Annotated in this window: 14 protein-coding genes; 11 read left to right on the top strand and 3 right to left on the bottom strand. The window is 66.5% G+C overall.

Annotated elements, in window-relative coordinates:
* Window positions 1-234: 234 nt before the first annotated feature.
* Entirely contained in the window at window positions 235-3,096 is a 2,862-nt protein-coding gene (locus tag CG716_RS08105) for a beta strand repeat-containing protein (protein WP_133066888.1), read from the top strand.
* Window positions 3,097-3,108: 12 nt separating this feature from the next.
* Here the strand turns inward: CG716_RS08105 and mgtE are convergent, their stop codons facing one another.
* Window positions 3,109-4,494 carry a magnesium transporter gene (gene mgtE, locus CG716_RS08100; protein WP_094478248.1) on the bottom strand — a complete coding sequence of 462 codons (1,386 nt, stop codon included), beginning with the start codon at window positions 4,492-4,494 and terminating at the stop codon, window positions 3,109-3,111.
* A 284-nt stretch (window positions 4,495-4,778) separates the two neighbouring features.
* Between mgtE and CG716_RS08095 the strand changes: the two genes are divergently transcribed.
* Genes CG716_RS08095 through CG716_RS08085 form a run of 3 tightly spaced genes read left to right on the top strand, consistent with a single transcriptional unit; the run spans window position 4,779 to window position 6,987 of the window.
* Window positions 4,779-6,050 (top strand): bifunctional 3,4-dihydroxy-2-butanone-4-phosphate synthase/GTP cyclohydrolase II, encoded by a 1,272-nt coding sequence (locus tag CG716_RS08095; protein WP_094478246.1) that lies wholly within the window; start codon window positions 4,779-4,781, stop codon window positions 6,048-6,050.
* Complete coding sequence (ribH, locus tag CG716_RS08090; protein WP_094478244.1) at window positions 6,047-6,526, top strand: 6,7-dimethyl-8-ribityllumazine synthase; 480 nt, start codon at window positions 6,047-6,049, stop codon at window positions 6,524-6,526. Before CG716_RS08095 ends, ribH begins: the two co-directional genes overlap by 4 nt.
* Window positions 6,523-6,987 carry a PH domain-containing protein gene (locus tag CG716_RS08085; RefSeq protein WP_094478242.1) on the top strand — a complete coding sequence of 155 codons (465 nt, stop codon included), beginning with the start codon at window positions 6,523-6,525 and terminating at the stop codon, window positions 6,985-6,987. Before ribH ends, CG716_RS08085 begins: the two co-directional genes overlap by 4 nt.
* Here CG716_RS08085 and CG716_RS08080 read toward each other — a convergent pair.
* Window positions 6,974-7,477: a GNAT family N-acetyltransferase gene (locus CG716_RS08080; RefSeq protein ID WP_234817751.1), complete on the bottom strand. Its 504-nt coding sequence runs from the start codon at window positions 7,475-7,477 to the stop codon at window positions 6,974-6,976. The genes CG716_RS08085 and CG716_RS08080 overlap by 14 nt on opposite strands.
* Before the next feature lie 18 nt (window positions 7,478-7,495).
* Here CG716_RS08080 and uvrC point away from each other — a divergent pair, with 18 nt between their 5' ends.
* Genes uvrC through whiA form a run of 4 tightly spaced genes read left to right on the top strand, consistent with a single transcriptional unit; the run spans window position 7,496 to window position 12,454 of the window.
* Window positions 7,496-9,529 (top strand): excinuclease ABC subunit UvrC, encoded by a 2,034-nt coding sequence (gene uvrC, locus CG716_RS08075; protein WP_094478240.1) that lies wholly within the window; start codon window positions 7,496-7,498, stop codon window positions 9,527-9,529.
* 23 nt (window positions 9,530-9,552) lie between these two features.
* Window positions 9,553-10,443 (top strand): RNase adapter RapZ, encoded by an 891-nt coding sequence (rapZ, locus tag CG716_RS08070; protein ID WP_094478417.1) that lies wholly within the window; start codon window positions 9,553-9,555, stop codon window positions 10,441-10,443.
* Window positions 10,440-11,480: a uridine diphosphate-N-acetylglucosamine-binding protein YvcK gene (gene yvcK / locus CG716_RS08065; protein ID WP_094478238.1), complete on the top strand. Its 1,041-nt coding sequence runs from the start codon at window positions 10,440-10,442 to the stop codon at window positions 11,478-11,480. Before rapZ ends, yvcK begins: the two co-directional genes overlap by 4 nt.
* Window positions 11,477-12,454: a DNA-binding protein WhiA gene (gene whiA, locus CG716_RS08060; protein WP_094478415.1), complete on the top strand. Its 978-nt coding sequence runs from the start codon at window positions 11,477-11,479 to the stop codon at window positions 12,452-12,454. Before yvcK ends, whiA begins: the two co-directional genes overlap by 4 nt.
* On the opposite strand, the gene CG716_RS08055 is transcribed toward whiA, so the two are convergent.
* The gene (locus tag CG716_RS08055; RefSeq protein ID WP_094478236.1) at window positions 12,426-13,109 is read right to left on the bottom strand and encodes an MOSC domain-containing protein; all 684 of its coding nucleotides are present in this window, start codon (window positions 13,107-13,109) and stop codon (window positions 12,426-12,428) included. The two genes, whiA and CG716_RS08055, sit on opposite strands and share 29 nt — an antisense overlap.
* Before the next feature lie 87 nt (window positions 13,110-13,196).
* Between CG716_RS08055 and CG716_RS08050 the strand changes: the two genes are divergently transcribed.
* From CG716_RS08050 to CG716_RS08040, 3 genes are all read left to right on the top strand, one after another.
* A complete protein-coding gene (locus CG716_RS08050; protein ID WP_094478234.1) occupies window positions 13,197-13,949 on the top strand; it encodes an ABC transporter substrate-binding protein in 753 nt (250 codons plus the stop codon).
* Between the two features lie 89 nt (window positions 13,950-14,038).
* On the top strand, window positions 14,039-15,058 hold the full coding sequence (gap, locus tag CG716_RS08045; RefSeq protein WP_094478232.1) for a type I glyceraldehyde-3-phosphate dehydrogenase: 1,020 nt from the start codon (window positions 14,039-14,041) through the stop codon (window positions 15,056-15,058).
* Window positions 15,059-15,063: 5 nt separating this feature from the next.
* A complete protein-coding gene (locus tag CG716_RS08040; RefSeq protein WP_094478230.1) occupies window positions 15,064-16,287 on the top strand; it encodes a phosphoglycerate kinase in 1,224 nt (407 codons plus the stop codon).
* Window positions 16,288-16,292 lie beyond the last annotated feature (5 nt).

The following is a 16,292-nucleotide window of genomic DNA, read 5'->3' as shown; positions in this document are numbered from 1 at the left end:
GACGATCTGCGCAATACTTTGCTGGCCTAAGAATTAGATCTGGCGCTCAGACGCGCAAAATCGACGACTTACACAGCGACTACACAGCTCAAAGTTGTTGCGACACATTCGACGGTGTGGATTCTTTGCGAGGCGATAGACGCAATGTTACGTTGCGAGATCAGGAAAGCGGCGCAGATATTCACGCACGCGTGAATATCTGCGCATGCCATATCTCGTCGGTCGGGAGTGTCGGTGGCTTCGAAGAAGAAGCAGGCAGGTCGCCACAGAAAGCAGGCGGCTCGGCATCGGAAAGTCGTCGCACGCAACAGGAAGCGCGCGGCACGCAACGGCATTCTGGCCGCCGCGGTCGGCATTGGTCTGGCGGTAGGTGCCGGCCAGGGCGTGGCGGCGGCCGCCACCGACGGAGGGTCGTCGGATTCCGGTTCGAAGCCGACCTCGGCGGACGATTCCGCCAAGGCTTCTAGCGCGACTGTCGCGCACGGCGCCGTCGGTTCGGCCAAACCCCGGCCCAATCGCGTGTCGAACAGCGCGTCGCCATCGACCGCGTCCAAGGGCGCCACCTCACCGACTGCGACCGCGGTGTCGACAAAGACGAGCGTGGTTGTCACTGCCGCCTCCACAGATTCGACGGCCATCAGCAATTCCACCGCCGCAGCGACAAGCGCTACGGCCACGTCGACCGCAACCACCACGTCCAAGCCCGCCGCCGCGTCGGTGGCGCCGACCGCTGCTGCGACCGCCACGGCCGGGACGGGGCCGTGGTATTTCGTCGGCGCTCTGACCAGGGCGCTCGACCGGCTCACCGGGTGGCCCGGACCGCCGCACAGCTTCGTTACGGTGACCAATTACCAAATTGATCAGAGTCTCGACGCCGCAGACGCGCAACTCGATTCCTTGGTTGCGACCGCGATCACAGGCAGTCCGGCCAGGTGGGTTCCCGATCTCATCGGCGTCCTGCACCTTTTTGTCACGTCGGCGATCCCCGGCTATACGTTCAGTGACACCCTCAACGCGTGGGGTGACTTCCTGAACCGGGTGGTGCCGCCCTTCACCATCTCCTCCGGGGCGAGCACCTTCGGCATCATCACGCCGTACAAGATCATGGGCGCTGCCGTAGCCGGGGCAGCAACTGTCTTGACGGACATGTTGAACAATGTCTACGACCCGGCCCAGTGGGAGATCGATGCCATCTATGTCACCACCGGGGCCACCGTCACCAGGGCTGACCTCAGTAACTCCACCAGTCTCGAAACCAAGATCGCGGCATCGGTAGCCCTCGGTGGTGGTGTGTACAGCAGCCCGGCAGAGGCGTTTAACCTAACTCTGCCGACTTGGACTGCGGCCCAAGTGAATCCGTTCACGGTCGTGACCTACGTCGCGCTGGTCGGCCTGTACAAGCGGTTCCAGCAGATGGCTGCCCTGGAGACCTTCACGACCAGCACTGGGTACGGGAGTTACCTCTACACCCTGGGGAGCGGCAGCTCGGAATCCGAGTACGCGGCGGGAACGTTCACTGCGGTCGATCAGGACGGCAACGCGGTGAGCTTCGAGCCCGCGGACGGGAACACCTACACCTCGGCAGGCGGGGCGTTGGTGACCATCAACACCTACGGCGGTGGATACACCTACACCAACACGCTTCCCGGCGCAGCGTTCTTCCACAGGGCAACCTCGCAAAACCCGGCCGATGCGTACGACACCGTGAACATTCCAGTGACGACCGCGGACGGCGCGCCCTACACGGTCACCTTCAAAATCCAGATCATCAATGGGACGAACAGCCCTCCGACGGCATCCCCTTCGAATAGTGGCGCCGACGCGCTGGGCGTGGTGCGCGGCACCGTCGGCGGCAGCGATGCCGACGGTGACACGTTGACCTACTCGTTGGTCAGCTCGTCGGTCAACGGTTTGAGCGGTAACTCCGCCTACACCAAGAACGGCACCAACAACGGGGGCATCGTCACCCTCAACTCGACGACGGGCGCGTTCACGTATGTCTCGAGCTCGACGGCTGGAGCCTCGCAGAGCTTCCAGGTGCAGGTGTCCGACGGTCACGGCGGCAACACCATCGCGACGGTCACCGTGCCCAACACCACATCGGTCACCGCGGCCAATGTCAACACCTCGACGCAGAACGTCGAAAGCGGTTCGGTGCCAATCCCGACCAGCGACGCCGGAATGTTCACCTACAGCCTGGGCACCGTCCCGACGAAGGGCACCGTGACGTCGTTCAACTCGGCCACCGGCGCCTTCACCTACACCCGCAACTCGACTCTGGGCCACACCACGTCGCCCGCCGACGTGGTCACCGTGATCGCCACCGACGCCAACGGCCGCACGGTCACCCTGAGCCTGCCCGTCAGCCCGACGGTGCCCAATACCCCGCCCGCGATTGTCCAGACAACGACCAACGCGGGTAGCACCAACTCGGCGCAGTGGGGTTTGAACACGAGTACCTGGACGCAGACGACCACCGGCAAGATCACCGCGACCGACGCCGACGGGGACACGCTCACCTACTCGCTGGTCAATCCGAGTACCCACGCCGCCACCACGACCACCACCAACGGTGGCACGGTGACATTCAATGCAGACGGCACGTACACCTACACGATCACCAAGAACCAGGCGTACTTCCACGGTGCGGCGAAGATTGGCGCGACCGGTACGGCGGTGGACGACTCATTCACCGTCGCGGTCAATGACGGATTTGGCGGCACGACCTATGCCACGGTCAACGTCCCCATCTACGCGGCGAACACCGCTCCGACGATCTCGGGCGGCACCACGGCGAGTTTCTTCGGTTTGTCTCCGACGGTGACATCTATCGCCGTCTACGACGCGGATGGGGACAATGCTGGGGGCAGCGCGTACACCGTCGGAGGCGCCGGGTACACCATCACCAGCGGGTTCAACTTCGTCTACCTGGGCAACCAGCAAAGCCTCGGAACCAGCTCGATCAACGCCCAGTCTGCGACTACCAGCTACTCCGGCAAGACAGTCACGCTCACCGTCTACGACGGCTACTACACGGTCGCCAACGGAATAGTGACGGGCACGCCGGCCAGCGGATCGAAGTCCTGGACCTTCTAGCGCCGGTCGATCTCAGAGCCCGGCGAGCTGCGGGAGCGTGGCGTGGGCGATCAAGAAGTAGATGATCAGCCCGGTGCCGTCGACGATCGTGGCGATCATCGGCGCCGACACGACGGCCGGATCCACCTTGCACTTCTTGAGTAGCAGGGGCAGTACCGACGACACCAGGGCCGACCACAGCACGATCGCGGCGACCGTCAAGGACACCGTGAGAGTGATCTGCGGTCCGACGCCGAGAGTCCACGCGCGAACGATGGCAGCCGCGGCCATCGTCAGGGCGACGAGGAAGCCGGTCGACATTTCCTTGGCCAGAATTCGGGGTAGATCACGCAGCCGCACCTGGCCGGTCCCCATCGCCCGCACGAGCGTGGTGGTGATCTGGGTCCCGGTATTACCACCGGTGCCGATCAGCAGCGGGATAAAGAAGGCCAATGCGACGACGGCCTCCATCTCCTGCTCGAACGCCCGCAGCACGGTGCCGGTGTAGGCCTCGGCGACGAACAACACGAGCAGCCAGATAATTCGCTTGCGCCACAGTCGAAATGGTGATGCGCGGAGGTAGGGGACTTCAAGAGGTTCCGAACCACCCTGGCGCTCGGCGTCCCGCGTGGCCTCCGTCTCGATGATGTCGGCCGCGGCGTCGGCGGTAAGGACACCGAGCAGCCTGCGATGTTCGTCGACCACCGGCAGCGCGGCCAGCTCGTAGTCGACCAGCGACTGGGCGGCCTGCTCCGCGTCGACCGTGGGACGAACCCAGACGGGATCTTCACTGCTCAGCTCCGCGACCGGCTGGTCGGGCTGGGCCAGCACCAGATCCTGGAACTCCAGAAACCCGGTCAGCCCAAGGTCGTCGTCGGTCACGTAGATCAGAGCGCCGGCCCGCGCCCGGCCGCGCACCTGCTCGCTCTGGGTGCGCAGCATGGCCTCCGCCTCGGCGGCGGTGATCGAATCCGGAATGGTGAACACGTCGGGCAGCATGTGGGCGGCAACCGAGGTCGGAGGCCAGCGCAAGGCCTCGCGAAGAACCAGCGCCTGAGACTCGTTGACCTGGGCGAGCAGCTTTTCTCGGGCCGAATTGGTCAGCCGCCGAAGGACTTCGGCGGCCTCGTCGGTTTCGAGTGCTTCCAGCCACCGCGCCGACTGTGTGACTTCGGCCGCTCGCACGATCCGGGTGGCCAGGTCGGGATCGACCGAGCCGAGCAGCTCGGCACCCGTCGAGGCGTCGAGCAGGGACACGAAGCGGGCGAGCTTGTCCCGCGACATCGCGCCGACCTGACGAATTCGCTCGACCGACCCCGCCGAGCGCAGCCATTCGTCGACCGCGGCGGGGGAGTCCAAGTGGTCGGCTCGGACGGGCAGCACGCCGAGAACGCCGACATCAAGGCCCGGACCCTTCATCGCACTCCTCAGTGTTGGCTTCACTTCCGGAGCTATGAGATCGCACGGCCGGTACCCCGACGTTGACCAGAGGGCAGTGAGCCCCGAGTGTTCATCCGTCGTTCACCCCGCGAGTACGCCCTGTCACGTACGTCACACCGCACAGCTGGCCTGCAGTTATCCGCGGACGCCGGTGCCGGGTCGGGCGCCGGTCGGGCCGCTGAACAGGACGGGCAATAGTGGGCCGCCTGTGGTGGTTCATAATGTCTACAGCAGCAACAAGTGAGAAATGACAGGCGGCAACGATGACGAGGCTGGACACCGTCGAAAGGGCGGTCGCCGATATCGCCGCAGGCAAGGCCGTCGTCGTCATCGATGACGAAGACCGGGAGAACGAAGGCGACCTGATTTTCGCCGCCGAGAAGGCGACGCCGGAGCTGGTCGCGTTCATGGTTCGCTACACCTCGGGCTACCTGTGTGTGCCGCTGTCCGGTGAGATCTGTGACACTCTCGGCCTGCTGCCCATGTATGCGGTCAACCAGGACAAGCACGGCACCGCCTACACCGTGACCGTCGATGCCAAACAGGGTGTGGGAACCGGTATTTCAGCGGCCGACCGGGCCACCACGATGCGTCTGCTGGCCGACCCGGGCAGCGCTGCCGACGACTTCACCAAGCCCGGCCACGTCGTTCCGCTACGCGCCAAGGACGGCGGCGTGCTGCGCCGGCCCGGGCACACCGAAGCCGCCGTCGACCTGGCCCGGCTGGCCGGCCTGCACCCCGCCGGTGCCATCTGCGAGATCGTCAGCCAGAAGGATGACGGTTCGATGGCCCAGACCGACGAGCTGCGTGTCTTTGCCGACGAGCACGATCTGGCCCTGATCTCCATCGCCGACCTGATCGAGTGGCGGCGTAAGCACGAGAAGCACATCGAGCGGATCGCCGAGGCGCGGATCCCCACCCGGCACGGCGAGTTCCGGGCGGTCGGCTACTCCAGCATCTACGAAGAGGTGGAGCACGTCGCCCTGGTCAAGGGCGATATCTCCGGGCCGGAGAACGACGGCCACGACGTGCTGGTGCGCGTGCACTCCGAATGCCTGACCGGCGACGTGTTCGGCTCGCGGCGCTGCGACTGCGGTCCGCAGCTGGATGCCGCGCTGGCGATGGTGGCCCGCGAGGGTCGCGGGATCGTGCTCTACATGCGCGGCCACGAAGGCCGCGGTATCGGCCTGATGCACAAGCTGCAGGCTTACCAGCTGCAGGACGCCGGTGCCGACACCGTCGACGCCAACCTGGAGCTGGGGCTGCCCGCCGACGCCCGTGACTACGGGATCGGTGCGCAAATCCTGGTGGATCTCGGGGTGCGCTCGATGCGGTTGCTCACGAACAACCCCGCCAAGCGGGTGGGCCTGGACGGCTATGGACTGCACATCATCGAGCGGGTGCCGCTGCCGGTGCGGGCCAACGCCGAGAACATCCGCTACCTGATGACCAAGCGTGACCGGATGGGTCACGACCTGACCGGGCTCGATGACTATGACGAGGCAATCCCGGGCGATATCGGGGGAGCTTTGTGAGCGGAGGCGCGGGCGTCCCGGATTTCCCGGAGATGGACGCCTCAGGGGTGTCGCTGGCCATTGTGGCCAGTACGTGGCACGCCAAGATCTGCAACGCACTGCTCGACGGTGCCCGCCGAGTGGCCGAGGACTCCGGCGTGCCGAGCCCGACAGTCGTGCGTGTTCTCGGCGCCATCGAAATCCCAGTCGTCGCGCAGGAACTCGCCCGCACCCATGACGCGGTCGTCGCCCTGGGCGTCGTGATCCGTGGCCAGACACCACATTTCGACTATGTCTGCGACGCTGTCACTCAGGGTCTGACCCGGGTTTCGTTGGACGCCTCCACGCCGGTAGCCAACGGAGTGCTCACCACGAACGACGAGGAGCAGGCGCTGGACCGCGCCGGGCTGCCCGACTCCACCGAGGACAAGGGCGCGCAGGCCGTCGCCGCCGCGCTGTCAACCGCGTTGACACTGCGGCACTTACGCGGGGCATGACCACCGCGGACAGCGACTGGGACGTCGTGCTGCGGCCGCGTCTGATGCCGTACGTCGCCTACGTCGCGGCGTTCGTCATCGCGACGACCGGCATCGTGGTCGGTTTCCTGCTGAAAATCCGCTACACCGGGGCGATCATTCAGCCCGCCGATCAGGTGGCGATGGGTGGCCTCGGCGTGATTCTGGCAGCCGCCATCCTGCTGCTGGCCACCCCGCGGGTGCGGGCCGGGCGCGCCGGTATCGGAGTGCGCAACATCCTCACTGAACGCATCGTCCCGTGGCGCGATGTGGTCGACGTGTCGTTCCCGCGGGGCGCCCGCTGGGCCCGGGTGGACCTGCCCGACTACGAATACGTCCCAGTGCTGGCCATCCAGTCGATCGACGGCGAACGTGCGGTGGTGTCGATGGACGCCCTGCGCGACCTGCTTGCCCAGTACCGGCCCGACCTCACGCAAGAGTGAGTCGCATCACCACTTCGCCCCACGCACTGCCGGTCGGGATTTCGGTGAACCCCAACCCCTCGTAGACGGCACGCGCCGCCGCATTGTCCGGGGCCATCCGAAGTGTCGCGGTGCGCACCCCGCGCCGGCGGGCCCAGTCCAGCGCCGCGGCCACCAGTTTGCGGCCCAGCCCCCGTCCGCGCGCTGCCGGCTCGAGCCACAGCGAGTACACGTAAGCCGTTTCGGTGCTCTCCTGGTGGACGGCGATCATGCCGACGGGTTGATCGGCAGGGACGACGACGAACTGGGCGTGGTCGCGCAGCCGGCGGCGCCAGTCGGCGGGGGTGAAGCGGGCCTCGGCGAGGTACTGCTTGTCTGACGTGCTGAATGTTTCGGCGAGTGCACGCAGCCGAAGCTCGGCGAACTGTTCCCAGTCCGACTCCGTGAGGCGGGTGATCCGCGCGGCGGGCACGCTGTCGACGGTAATGGTTGTCGCCGGCCGGTCGGACACGCGGACTAACCTGGGAGCGTGCCTGATCCCGCGACGTACCGCCCCGCGCCCGGGTCGATTCCAGTCGAGCCAGGCGTTTACCGTTTCCGGGATGCGCACGGCCGAGTGATCTACGTCGGCAAGGCCAAGAGTCTGCGCAGCCGGCTGACGTCGTACTTCCAGGACATCTCCGCGCTGCATCCCCGCACCCGCCAGATGGTGACCACCGCGGCCAAGGTCGAGTGGACGGTGGTCAACACCGAGGTCGAGGCCCTGCAGCTGGAATACAACTGGATCAAGGAATTCGATCCGCGGTTCAACGTCCGTTACCGCGACGACAAGTCCTATCCGGTGCTGGCCGTCACCCTCAACGAGGAGTACCCGAGGTTGTTCGTGTACCGCGGGCCGCGGCGCAAAGGCGTCCGTTACTTCGGCCCGTATTCGCACGCCTGGGCCATCCGTGAGACCCTCGACCTGTTGACTCGGGTGTTTCCCGCGCGTACCTGCTCGACCGGAGTGTTCAAGCGGCACAGTCAAATTGAGCGCCCGTGCCTGCTCGGCTACATCGACAAATGTTCGGCGCCGTGCGTCGGCCGGGTCAGTGCCGAGGAGCACCGCAAGATCGTTCTGGACTTCTGCGACTTCCTGTCCGGCAAGACCGACCGGTTCGCCCGCGAGCTGGAACACCAGATGAACGCCGCGGCCGCCGAGCTCGACTTCGAACGGGCCGCCCGGCTTCGCGACGACATCGCCGCGCTCAAGCGCGCGCTGGAGAAGCAGGCCGTGGTGCTCGGTGACGGTACCGATGCCGACGTCGTCGCCTTCGCCGACGACGACCTCGAGGCAGCCGTTCAGGTCTTCCACGTCCGTGGTGGACGAGTGCGCGGCCAGCGCGGCTGGGTGGTCGAAAAGCCCGGCGACCCAGGAGAATCCGCGCAAGCCCAGCTGGTCGAACAGTTCCTCGCCCAGTTCTACGGCGACCAGGCCGAATTAGGCGGGGCCGCAGACGAATCCACCAACCCTGTGCCGCGCGAGGTGCTGGTGCCCTGCCTGCCGCCGAACGCCGACGAGCTGGCCGACTGGCTCTCGGGGCTGCGCGGCTCCCGGGTGGCGCTGCGGGTGCCACGGCGCGGCGACAAGAAAGCACTGGCCGAGACGGTGCACCGCAACGCCCAGGAGGCGCTGCAGCAGCACAAGCTCAAGCGTGCCGGCGACTTCACCGCCAGATCTGCTGCGCTGCAGAATATTCAGGAATCCCTGGGGCTGGCCGACGCGCCGCTGCGCATCGAGTGTGTCGACATCAGCCATGTCCAGGGCACTGATGTGGTGGCCTCTCTGGTGGTGTTCGAGGACGGCCTGCCGCGCAAATCCGACTACCGGCATTTCGCCATCCGCGAAGCCGCGGGCCAGGGACGCTCTGACGATGTGGCTTCGATCGCCGAGGTCACCCGTCGCCGCTTCACCCGGCACGTCCAGGAAAAGCAGCAGCCGGTCGAGGAATTCTCCGCTCAGCCCGATGTCGCCGGCCCAGCGGCTCCGCCAGGCAAATCCCGCAAGTTCGCCTACCCGCCCAACCTGTATGTCGTCGACGGTGGTGCGCCTCAGGTCAACGCCGCTCAGGCGGTGCTCGACGAACTCGGTGTCACCGACGTCGCGGTGATCGGTCTGGCCAAGCGGCTGGAGGAGGTGTGGGTACCCGCCGAGCCGGATCCGCTCATCTTCCCCCGCAACAGCGAGGGCCTCTATCTGTTGCAGCGGGTGCGCGACGAAGCGCACCGCTTTGCCATCACCTACCACCGCAGCAAGCGGTCCAAGCGGATGACGGCCTCGGCGCTGGACTTGGTGCCCGGGCTCGGTGAAATCCGGCGCAAGGCGCTGGTGACCCACTTCGGGTCGCTGGCCCGGCTGCGTCAGGCCAGCGTCGAGGAGATCACCTCGGTGCCGGGGATCGGGACCACGACCGCCGCCGCGGTGCTGGAAGCGCTAGGCGTGACGGTGGATTCAGCGGTATCGGCTGCGCAGGACGACACCGTCGGTGAAGATCAGTCTGCTGAACAGGCAACGACACGATGACAGAACACAACACAGGCGAAGACATGCGCACCGGCCAGACTGGTGAAGGATCGGGTATCGACGTGGTGTTGGTGACGGGGCTGTCAGGCGCCGGCCGAGGCACCGCGGCCAAGGTACTGGAAGACCTCGGCTGGTACGTGGCTGACAATCTGCCGCCTGAACTCATCGCCCGAATGGTGGACTTCGGCCTGGCCGCCGGCTCACGGATCACCCAGCTGGCGGTGGTGATGGATGTCCGCTCGCGCGGTTTCACCGGGGACCTGGACTCGGTGCGCACCGAGCTGGCGAGCAGGGATATCCAGTCACGGGTGCTGTTCATGGAGGCCTCCGACGACATCCTGGTCCGCCGCTACGAGAACAACCGGCGCAGTCATCCGCTGCAGGGCAACCAGACCCTGGCAGAGGGCATCGTCGCCGAACGGACCATGCTGGCACCGGTGCGGGCGTCGGCAGATCTGGTCATCGACACCTCGACACTGTCGGTGCACGGCCTGCGGGAGAGCATCGAACGCTCCTTCGGCGGTGAGACCGTCGCGCAGACGAGCGTCACGGTCGAATCGTTCGGGTTCAAATACGGCCTGCCGATGGACGCCGACATGGTGATGGACGTGCGCTTCCTGCCCAATCCGCACTGGGTCGACGAGCTGCGGCCGCATACCGGTCAGCATGCGGCGGTTCGTGACTACGTCCTGAGTCAACCGGGTGCCTCGGAGTTCCTGCAGACCTACCATCAGCTGCTGAGGCTCGTCGTCGAGGGCTACAGCAGGGAGGGGAAGCGCTATATGACCGTGGCCATCGGGTGCACCGGCGGTAAGCACCGCAGTGTCGCCATGGCCGAGGCGCTCGCCCGATTGCTCGAGAACAACGAGCATCTGTCGGTTCGCGTGCTCCACCGTGATCTGGGTCGCGAATGACCCGCATCGTCGCCCTTGGCGGTGGGCACGGTTTGTACGCGACGCTATCGGCGGCGCGCCGGCTCACTCACCAGATCACCGCGGTGGTGACGGTCGCCGACGACGGCGGATCCTCCGGGCGGCTGCGCAGCGAGCTCGACATAATTCCCCCTGGTGATCTGCGAATGGCGTTGGCCGCCTTGGCTTCTGACAGCCCGCACGGTCGTCTGTGGGCCACCATCCTGCAGCACAGGTTCGGTGGCAGCGGCGCGCTGGCCGGGCATCCGATCGGCAACCTGATGCTGGCCGGCCTCAACGAACTGCTGGCCGACCCGGTCGCCGCGCTCGACGAGCTGGGCCGCATTCTCGGCGTGAAGGGCCGGGTGCTACCGATGTGCCCGATCGCCCTGCAGATCGAAGCCGACGTCGCCGGCCTCGACGACGACCCCAGGATGAGCCGGGTGATCCGCGGCCAGGTGGCCGTGGCGACGACGCCGGGCAAGGTACGTCGAGTGCGCCTGATCCCCGGCGATCCACCGGCTACCCGCCAGGCGATCGACGCCATCATGTCCGCCGAATTGGTGATCCTCGGGCCGGGCTCCTGGTTCACCAGCGTCATCCCGCACGTGCTGGTGCCGGAACTGGCGGCGGCGCTGCAAGCCACCACTGCGCGGCGCGCTCTGGTGCTGAACCTGGCCGCCGAGCCGGGGGAGACAGCCGGATTTTCCGCGGAGCGCCATCTGCACGTTCTGGCTCAACACGCGCCGGGCTTCGTCGTCGATGAGATCCTCGTCGACGCCGCCCGGGTCCCGTCTGACCGGGAACGTGACCAACTTCGGCGTACCGCAAGCCTGCTGGAAGCGTCAGTTCGGTTTGCTGACGTCTCCAGACCTGGTACACCTTTACATGACCCGGCGAAGCTGGCTGCAGCGCTTGACGGTGTGCGCACCAGGGACACGGTTCCCGCGCCATCTTCCTTCCCTTCGGCTGCGTCCATGCAGGGCGGGGCGCAGGGCCCAACTGGAAACGGACCGAGAGGTGACGACCTGTGGCGATGACGGCCGAGGTGAAGGACGAACTCAGCCGGTTGGCAGTCAATTCTGTGACTGCCCGCCGCGCGGAGGTGGCCTCGCTGTTGCGCTTCGCCGGTGGCCTGCACATCGTGTCGGGCCGGGTAGTCGTCGAGGCCGAAGTGGACCTGGGCATCATCGCCCGGCGGCTGCGCAAAGACATCTACGACCTGTACGGCTACAACGCGGTGGTGCACGTGCTGTCGGCCAGCGGCATCCGCAAGAGCACCCGCTATCTGGTCCGGGTCGCCAAGGACGGTGAGGCGCTGGCCCGCCAGACCGGTCTGCTCGACATGCGCGGCCGGCCGGTGCGGGGTCTGCCCGCCCAGGTGGTCGGCGGCAGCGTCGGCGACGCGGAAGCGGCGTGGCGCGGCGCCTTTCTCGCGCACGGCTCGCTGACCGAGCCGGGACGGTCGTCGGCGCTCGAAGTGAGTTGTCCTGGACCGGAAGCCGCGCTGGCGTTGGTCGGTGCCGCCCGGCGGCTCGGGGTCAGCGCCAAAGCACGGGAGGTGCGGGGTACCGACCGGGTCGTGGTGCGCGATGGTGAGGCGATCGGTGCGCTGCTGACCCGGATGGGCGCCCAGGACACCCGGCTGACGTGGGAGGAACGGCGGATGCGGCGCGAGGTGCGCGCGACCGCCAATCGGCTGGCCAACTTCGACGACGCGAACCTGCGCCGGTCAGCTCGCGCCGCGGTGGCCGCCGCCGCCCGGGTCGAGCGGGCGCTGGAGATCCTCGCAGATACGGTGCCCGACCATCTGGCCGCCGCGGGCCGGCTTCGGGTCGAACACCGTCAAGCGTCGCTGGAGGAGCTGGGCCGGCTCGCCGACCCGCCGATGACCAAAGATGCTGTGGCCGGCCGTATTCGGCGCCTGTTGTCGATGGCTGACCGCAAGGCCAAACAGGACGGCATTCCCGACACCGAGTCCGCTGTCACCCCTGACCTGCTGGAAGACGCCTAACCCGCTTGGCCGCGTACTCTTTGAGCTCCTCGGAGAGTGCGTCGGCGGCCAGCAGCCGGGGGAGCAGGCTGGGATCCAACATCTTCGCGCGGAAGACCAGGCCGATCGTCACGTCGTGATCGGGCCGGTCCTCGATGGCGATGGTGTCGCCGGCGTGCACCGGTCCCGGCGAGATAACCCGCAGGTACGCACCGGGTTTCCCGGCGGTGGTGAACGTCTTTATCCAGCCGTCGATGTCGAGGAACTTCGCGAAGGTCCGGCACGGGGTGCGTGGTGCGGAGACCTCCAGTAACAGCCCTGCCGTCCCTACCCGCCAGCGGTCACCGATGCGCGCTCCTGTGACGTCGATGCCGGCGGTGGTGAAATTCTCGCCGAACATGCCGTTGGTCAGCGGGCGGGACAGCTGGCCCTCCCACTCGTCGAGGTCCTCGCGGGCATAGGCATAGACGGCTTGATCGTCACCGCCGTGCAGTTTGTGGTTGCCGATAGTGTCGCCGACCAGTCCGCTGCCCAGGCCTTCGCGCATCGGCCCCGGGGCACGCACCATCACCGTCTCGGCGGTGGCCGCCTTGTCGATGCCTGTCGGTTTCGGCGCCTTGGTGTCCGGATTCGGTCGGACGTGAGCCGACACATTGACCGACACAACACTTCCCATCACAACAGGGTAATGGCGCCGCGTCATTCGGGCTTACCGCAGCTGAAATGCATTGTGGTGATTATGTTTTGCGCTACCGTTGCGCGCATGTCCGAGGTTCTGCGTGTTGGTGCGGCGTTGCCCGACCCGCCGTTCAACTCGGTATCGATCCCCGGGTCGCTTCGCTCCTGCCCGCCGGGCAGTAACTCCGGCCTCGACATCGACCTCATGCACGCGATCGGCGATCAGCTCGGCGCGACCGTCGAATTCGTCCGCTATGAAGGCCGCGACTTCAACGGCATTTTCGACGCGCTGGACTCCGGCCGCTTCAACTGTGTCGCATCCGGCACGACGATCACCGGTTCGCGCGCCCTCAAGGCGGCGTTCTGTGATCCCTACCTGATCTCTGGCCAGGCGCTGGCGGTCGACACCAGCCGGCTGCCCGAGGTCCGGTCAATCGACGACCTCGAAGGCCTGACGATCGGGGTGCAGGAGGGCAACACGAGCCAGCCGATCGCCAACCGGCTGCTGGCCGATGAGAAGGTCGCGAGGGTGCGGGTCTACGACTACGGCAGCATCCGCAGCGCGCTGCGCGATCTGACCACCGGCCGGTGTGATGCGTTCATGAAGTTGGACCCGGTGCTCACCCGGCTGGCCGACGCGGTGCCCGGTATCACGGTCGTCCAGCGCGGCATCACCACCGAGAAGATCGCGATCGCGGTGCCCACGACCGACTCCGCGCTACTCGGCCGGATCAACGTCGCACAGGCCACGCTGGAGCGAGGCGGCGCGCTGCCCGCGATCCGGCAACGCTGGACCGGCTCGCCCCGCGTGGACCAGAGCGGGCCCCAAATCGGGTGACCTTCTGGGCGGTCGCGCACACCGGTGAGCACGCTATTAGGCTGGGCGCGGGTACTGAGAAGCTATGAGCAGCTACTAGAGGAGAGAACGTGACCATCCGGGTTGGCGTTAACGGCTTCGGCCGCATCGGGCGCAACTTCTTCCGCGCCCTGGACGCGCAAAAGGCCGAGGGCAAGAACACCGACATCGAGATCGTGGCCGTGAACGACCTGACGTCCACCGCCACGCTGGCGCACCTGCTGAAGTTCGACTCGATCCTGGGCCGCCTGCCCTACGACGTCAGCGTCGACGGTGACTACATCGTCGTCGGCGACCACAAGATCAAGGCACTGGCGGTCAAGGAAGGCCCGGCGGCGCTGCCCTGGGGCGACCTGGGCGTCGACGTCGTGGTCGAGTCGACCGGCATCTTCACCAACGCCGCCAAGGCCAAGGGCCACCTGGACGCGGGCGCCAAGAAGGTGATCATCTCCGCGCCGGCCACCGATGAGGACATCACCATCGTGCTGGGCGTGAACGACGACAAGTACGACGGCAGCCAGAACATCATCTCCAACGCCTCGTGCACCACGAACTGCCTGGGTCCGCTGGCCAAGGTTCTCAACGACGAGTTCGGCATCGTCAAGGGCCTGATGACCACGATCCACGCCTACACCCAGGATCAGAACCTGCAGGACGGCCCGCACAGCGACCTGCGCCGTGCCCGCGCCGCGGCGCTCAACATCGTGCCGACCTCCACTGGTGCGGCCAAGGCCATCGGCCTGGTACTCCCGGAGCTCAAGGGCAAGCTGGACGGCTATGCGCTGCGGGTGCCGATCCCCACCGGCTCGGTCACCGACCTGACCGCCGAGCTGAAGAAGCCCGGCACCGCCGACGAGATCAACGCCGCGTTCAAGGCTGCTGCGGAGGGCCCGCTCAAAGGCATCCTCAAGTACTACGACGCGCCGATCGTCTCCAGCGACATCGTCACCGATCCACACAGCTCGATCTTCGACTCGGGTCTGACCAAGGTCATCGACAACCAGGCAAAGGTCGTCTCCTGGTACGACAACGAGTGGGGCTACTCCAACCGCCTGGCCGATCTGGTCGCGCTGGTCGGCAAGTCGCTCTAACAGCGATGGCCGTCAAGACACTCGCTGACCTGCTGGCCGACGGTGTTGAAGGTCGGGGCGTTCTGGTCCGCTCCGACCTCAACGTTCCGCTCGACGACAACGGGAACATCACCGACGCGGGCCGCATCATCGCATCCGTCCCGACGCTGAAGGCACTCTCCGACGCCGGGGCCAAGGTCGTGGTGACCGCTCACCTGGGTCGGCCCAAGGGCGGACCGGACCCGAAGTTCTCGCTGGCGCCGGTGGCCGCCGCGTTGGGGGAGAAGCTGGGCCGGCACGTGCAGCTGGCCGGCGACGTGGTCGGCACCGACGCGCTGGCCCGCGCCGAGGGGCTGACCGACGGCGATATCCTCCTGCTGGAGAACATCCGCTTCGAGCCGCGAGAGACCAGCAAGGACGACGGCGAGCGTTTGGCACTGGCCAAGGCGCTAAGCGAGTTGGTACTCGGGGATGATGGATCGGCCGGTGCTTTCGTCTCCGACGGCTTCGGTGTCGTGCACCGCAAGCAGGCATCGGTGTACGACGTGGCCACGCTGCTGCCGCATTACGCGGGCACGCTGGTGGCTGCAGAGGTCAAGGTGCTCGAGCAGCTGACCAGCTCGACCGACCGGCCTTATGCCGTGGTGCTGGGCGGGTCCAAGGTGTCGGACAAGTTGGCCGTCATCGAGAATCTCGCCACCAAGGCCGACAGTATCGTCATCGGCGGCGGTATGTGCTTCACCTTCCTTGCCGCGCAAGGGGTTTCGGTGGGCACCTCGTTGCTGCAAGAGGAGATGATCGACACCTGCCGGCAGCTGCTGGAGACCTATGGTGATGTGATCCACTTGCCGGTGGACATCGTCGTCACCGAGAAGTTCTCGGCCGATTCGACACCGGAAACCGTTTGGGCTGACCAGATTCCGGCCGACAAGATGGGCCTGGACATCGGCCCGGAATCAGTGAAGCGGTTCACGGCGCTGTTGTCCAACGCGCGCACCATCTTCTGGAATGGACCGATGGGCGTGTTCGAGTTCCCGGCGTTCGCCGCGGGCACCAAGGGTGTGGCTGAGGCCATCGTCGCCGCCACCGCCAAGGGCGCGTTCAGCGTTGTCGGCGGTGGCGATTCGGCCGCCGCGGTGCGTCAGCTGGGGCTGCCGGAAGGCGGTTTCTCGCACATTTCCACCGGCGGTGGCGCCTCGCTGGAATACCTTGAGGGCAAAGCGCTGCCCGGCATCGATGTCTTGAATTAGGAGTC

This window comes from Mycolicibacterium sphagni (assembly GCF_002250655.1).
In the GTDB taxonomy this organism is placed as follows: Bacteria; Actinomycetota; Actinomycetes; order Mycobacteriales; family Mycobacteriaceae; genus Mycobacterium; species Mycobacterium sphagni.
This window is presented reverse-complemented; position numbering and strand designations above follow the sequence as displayed.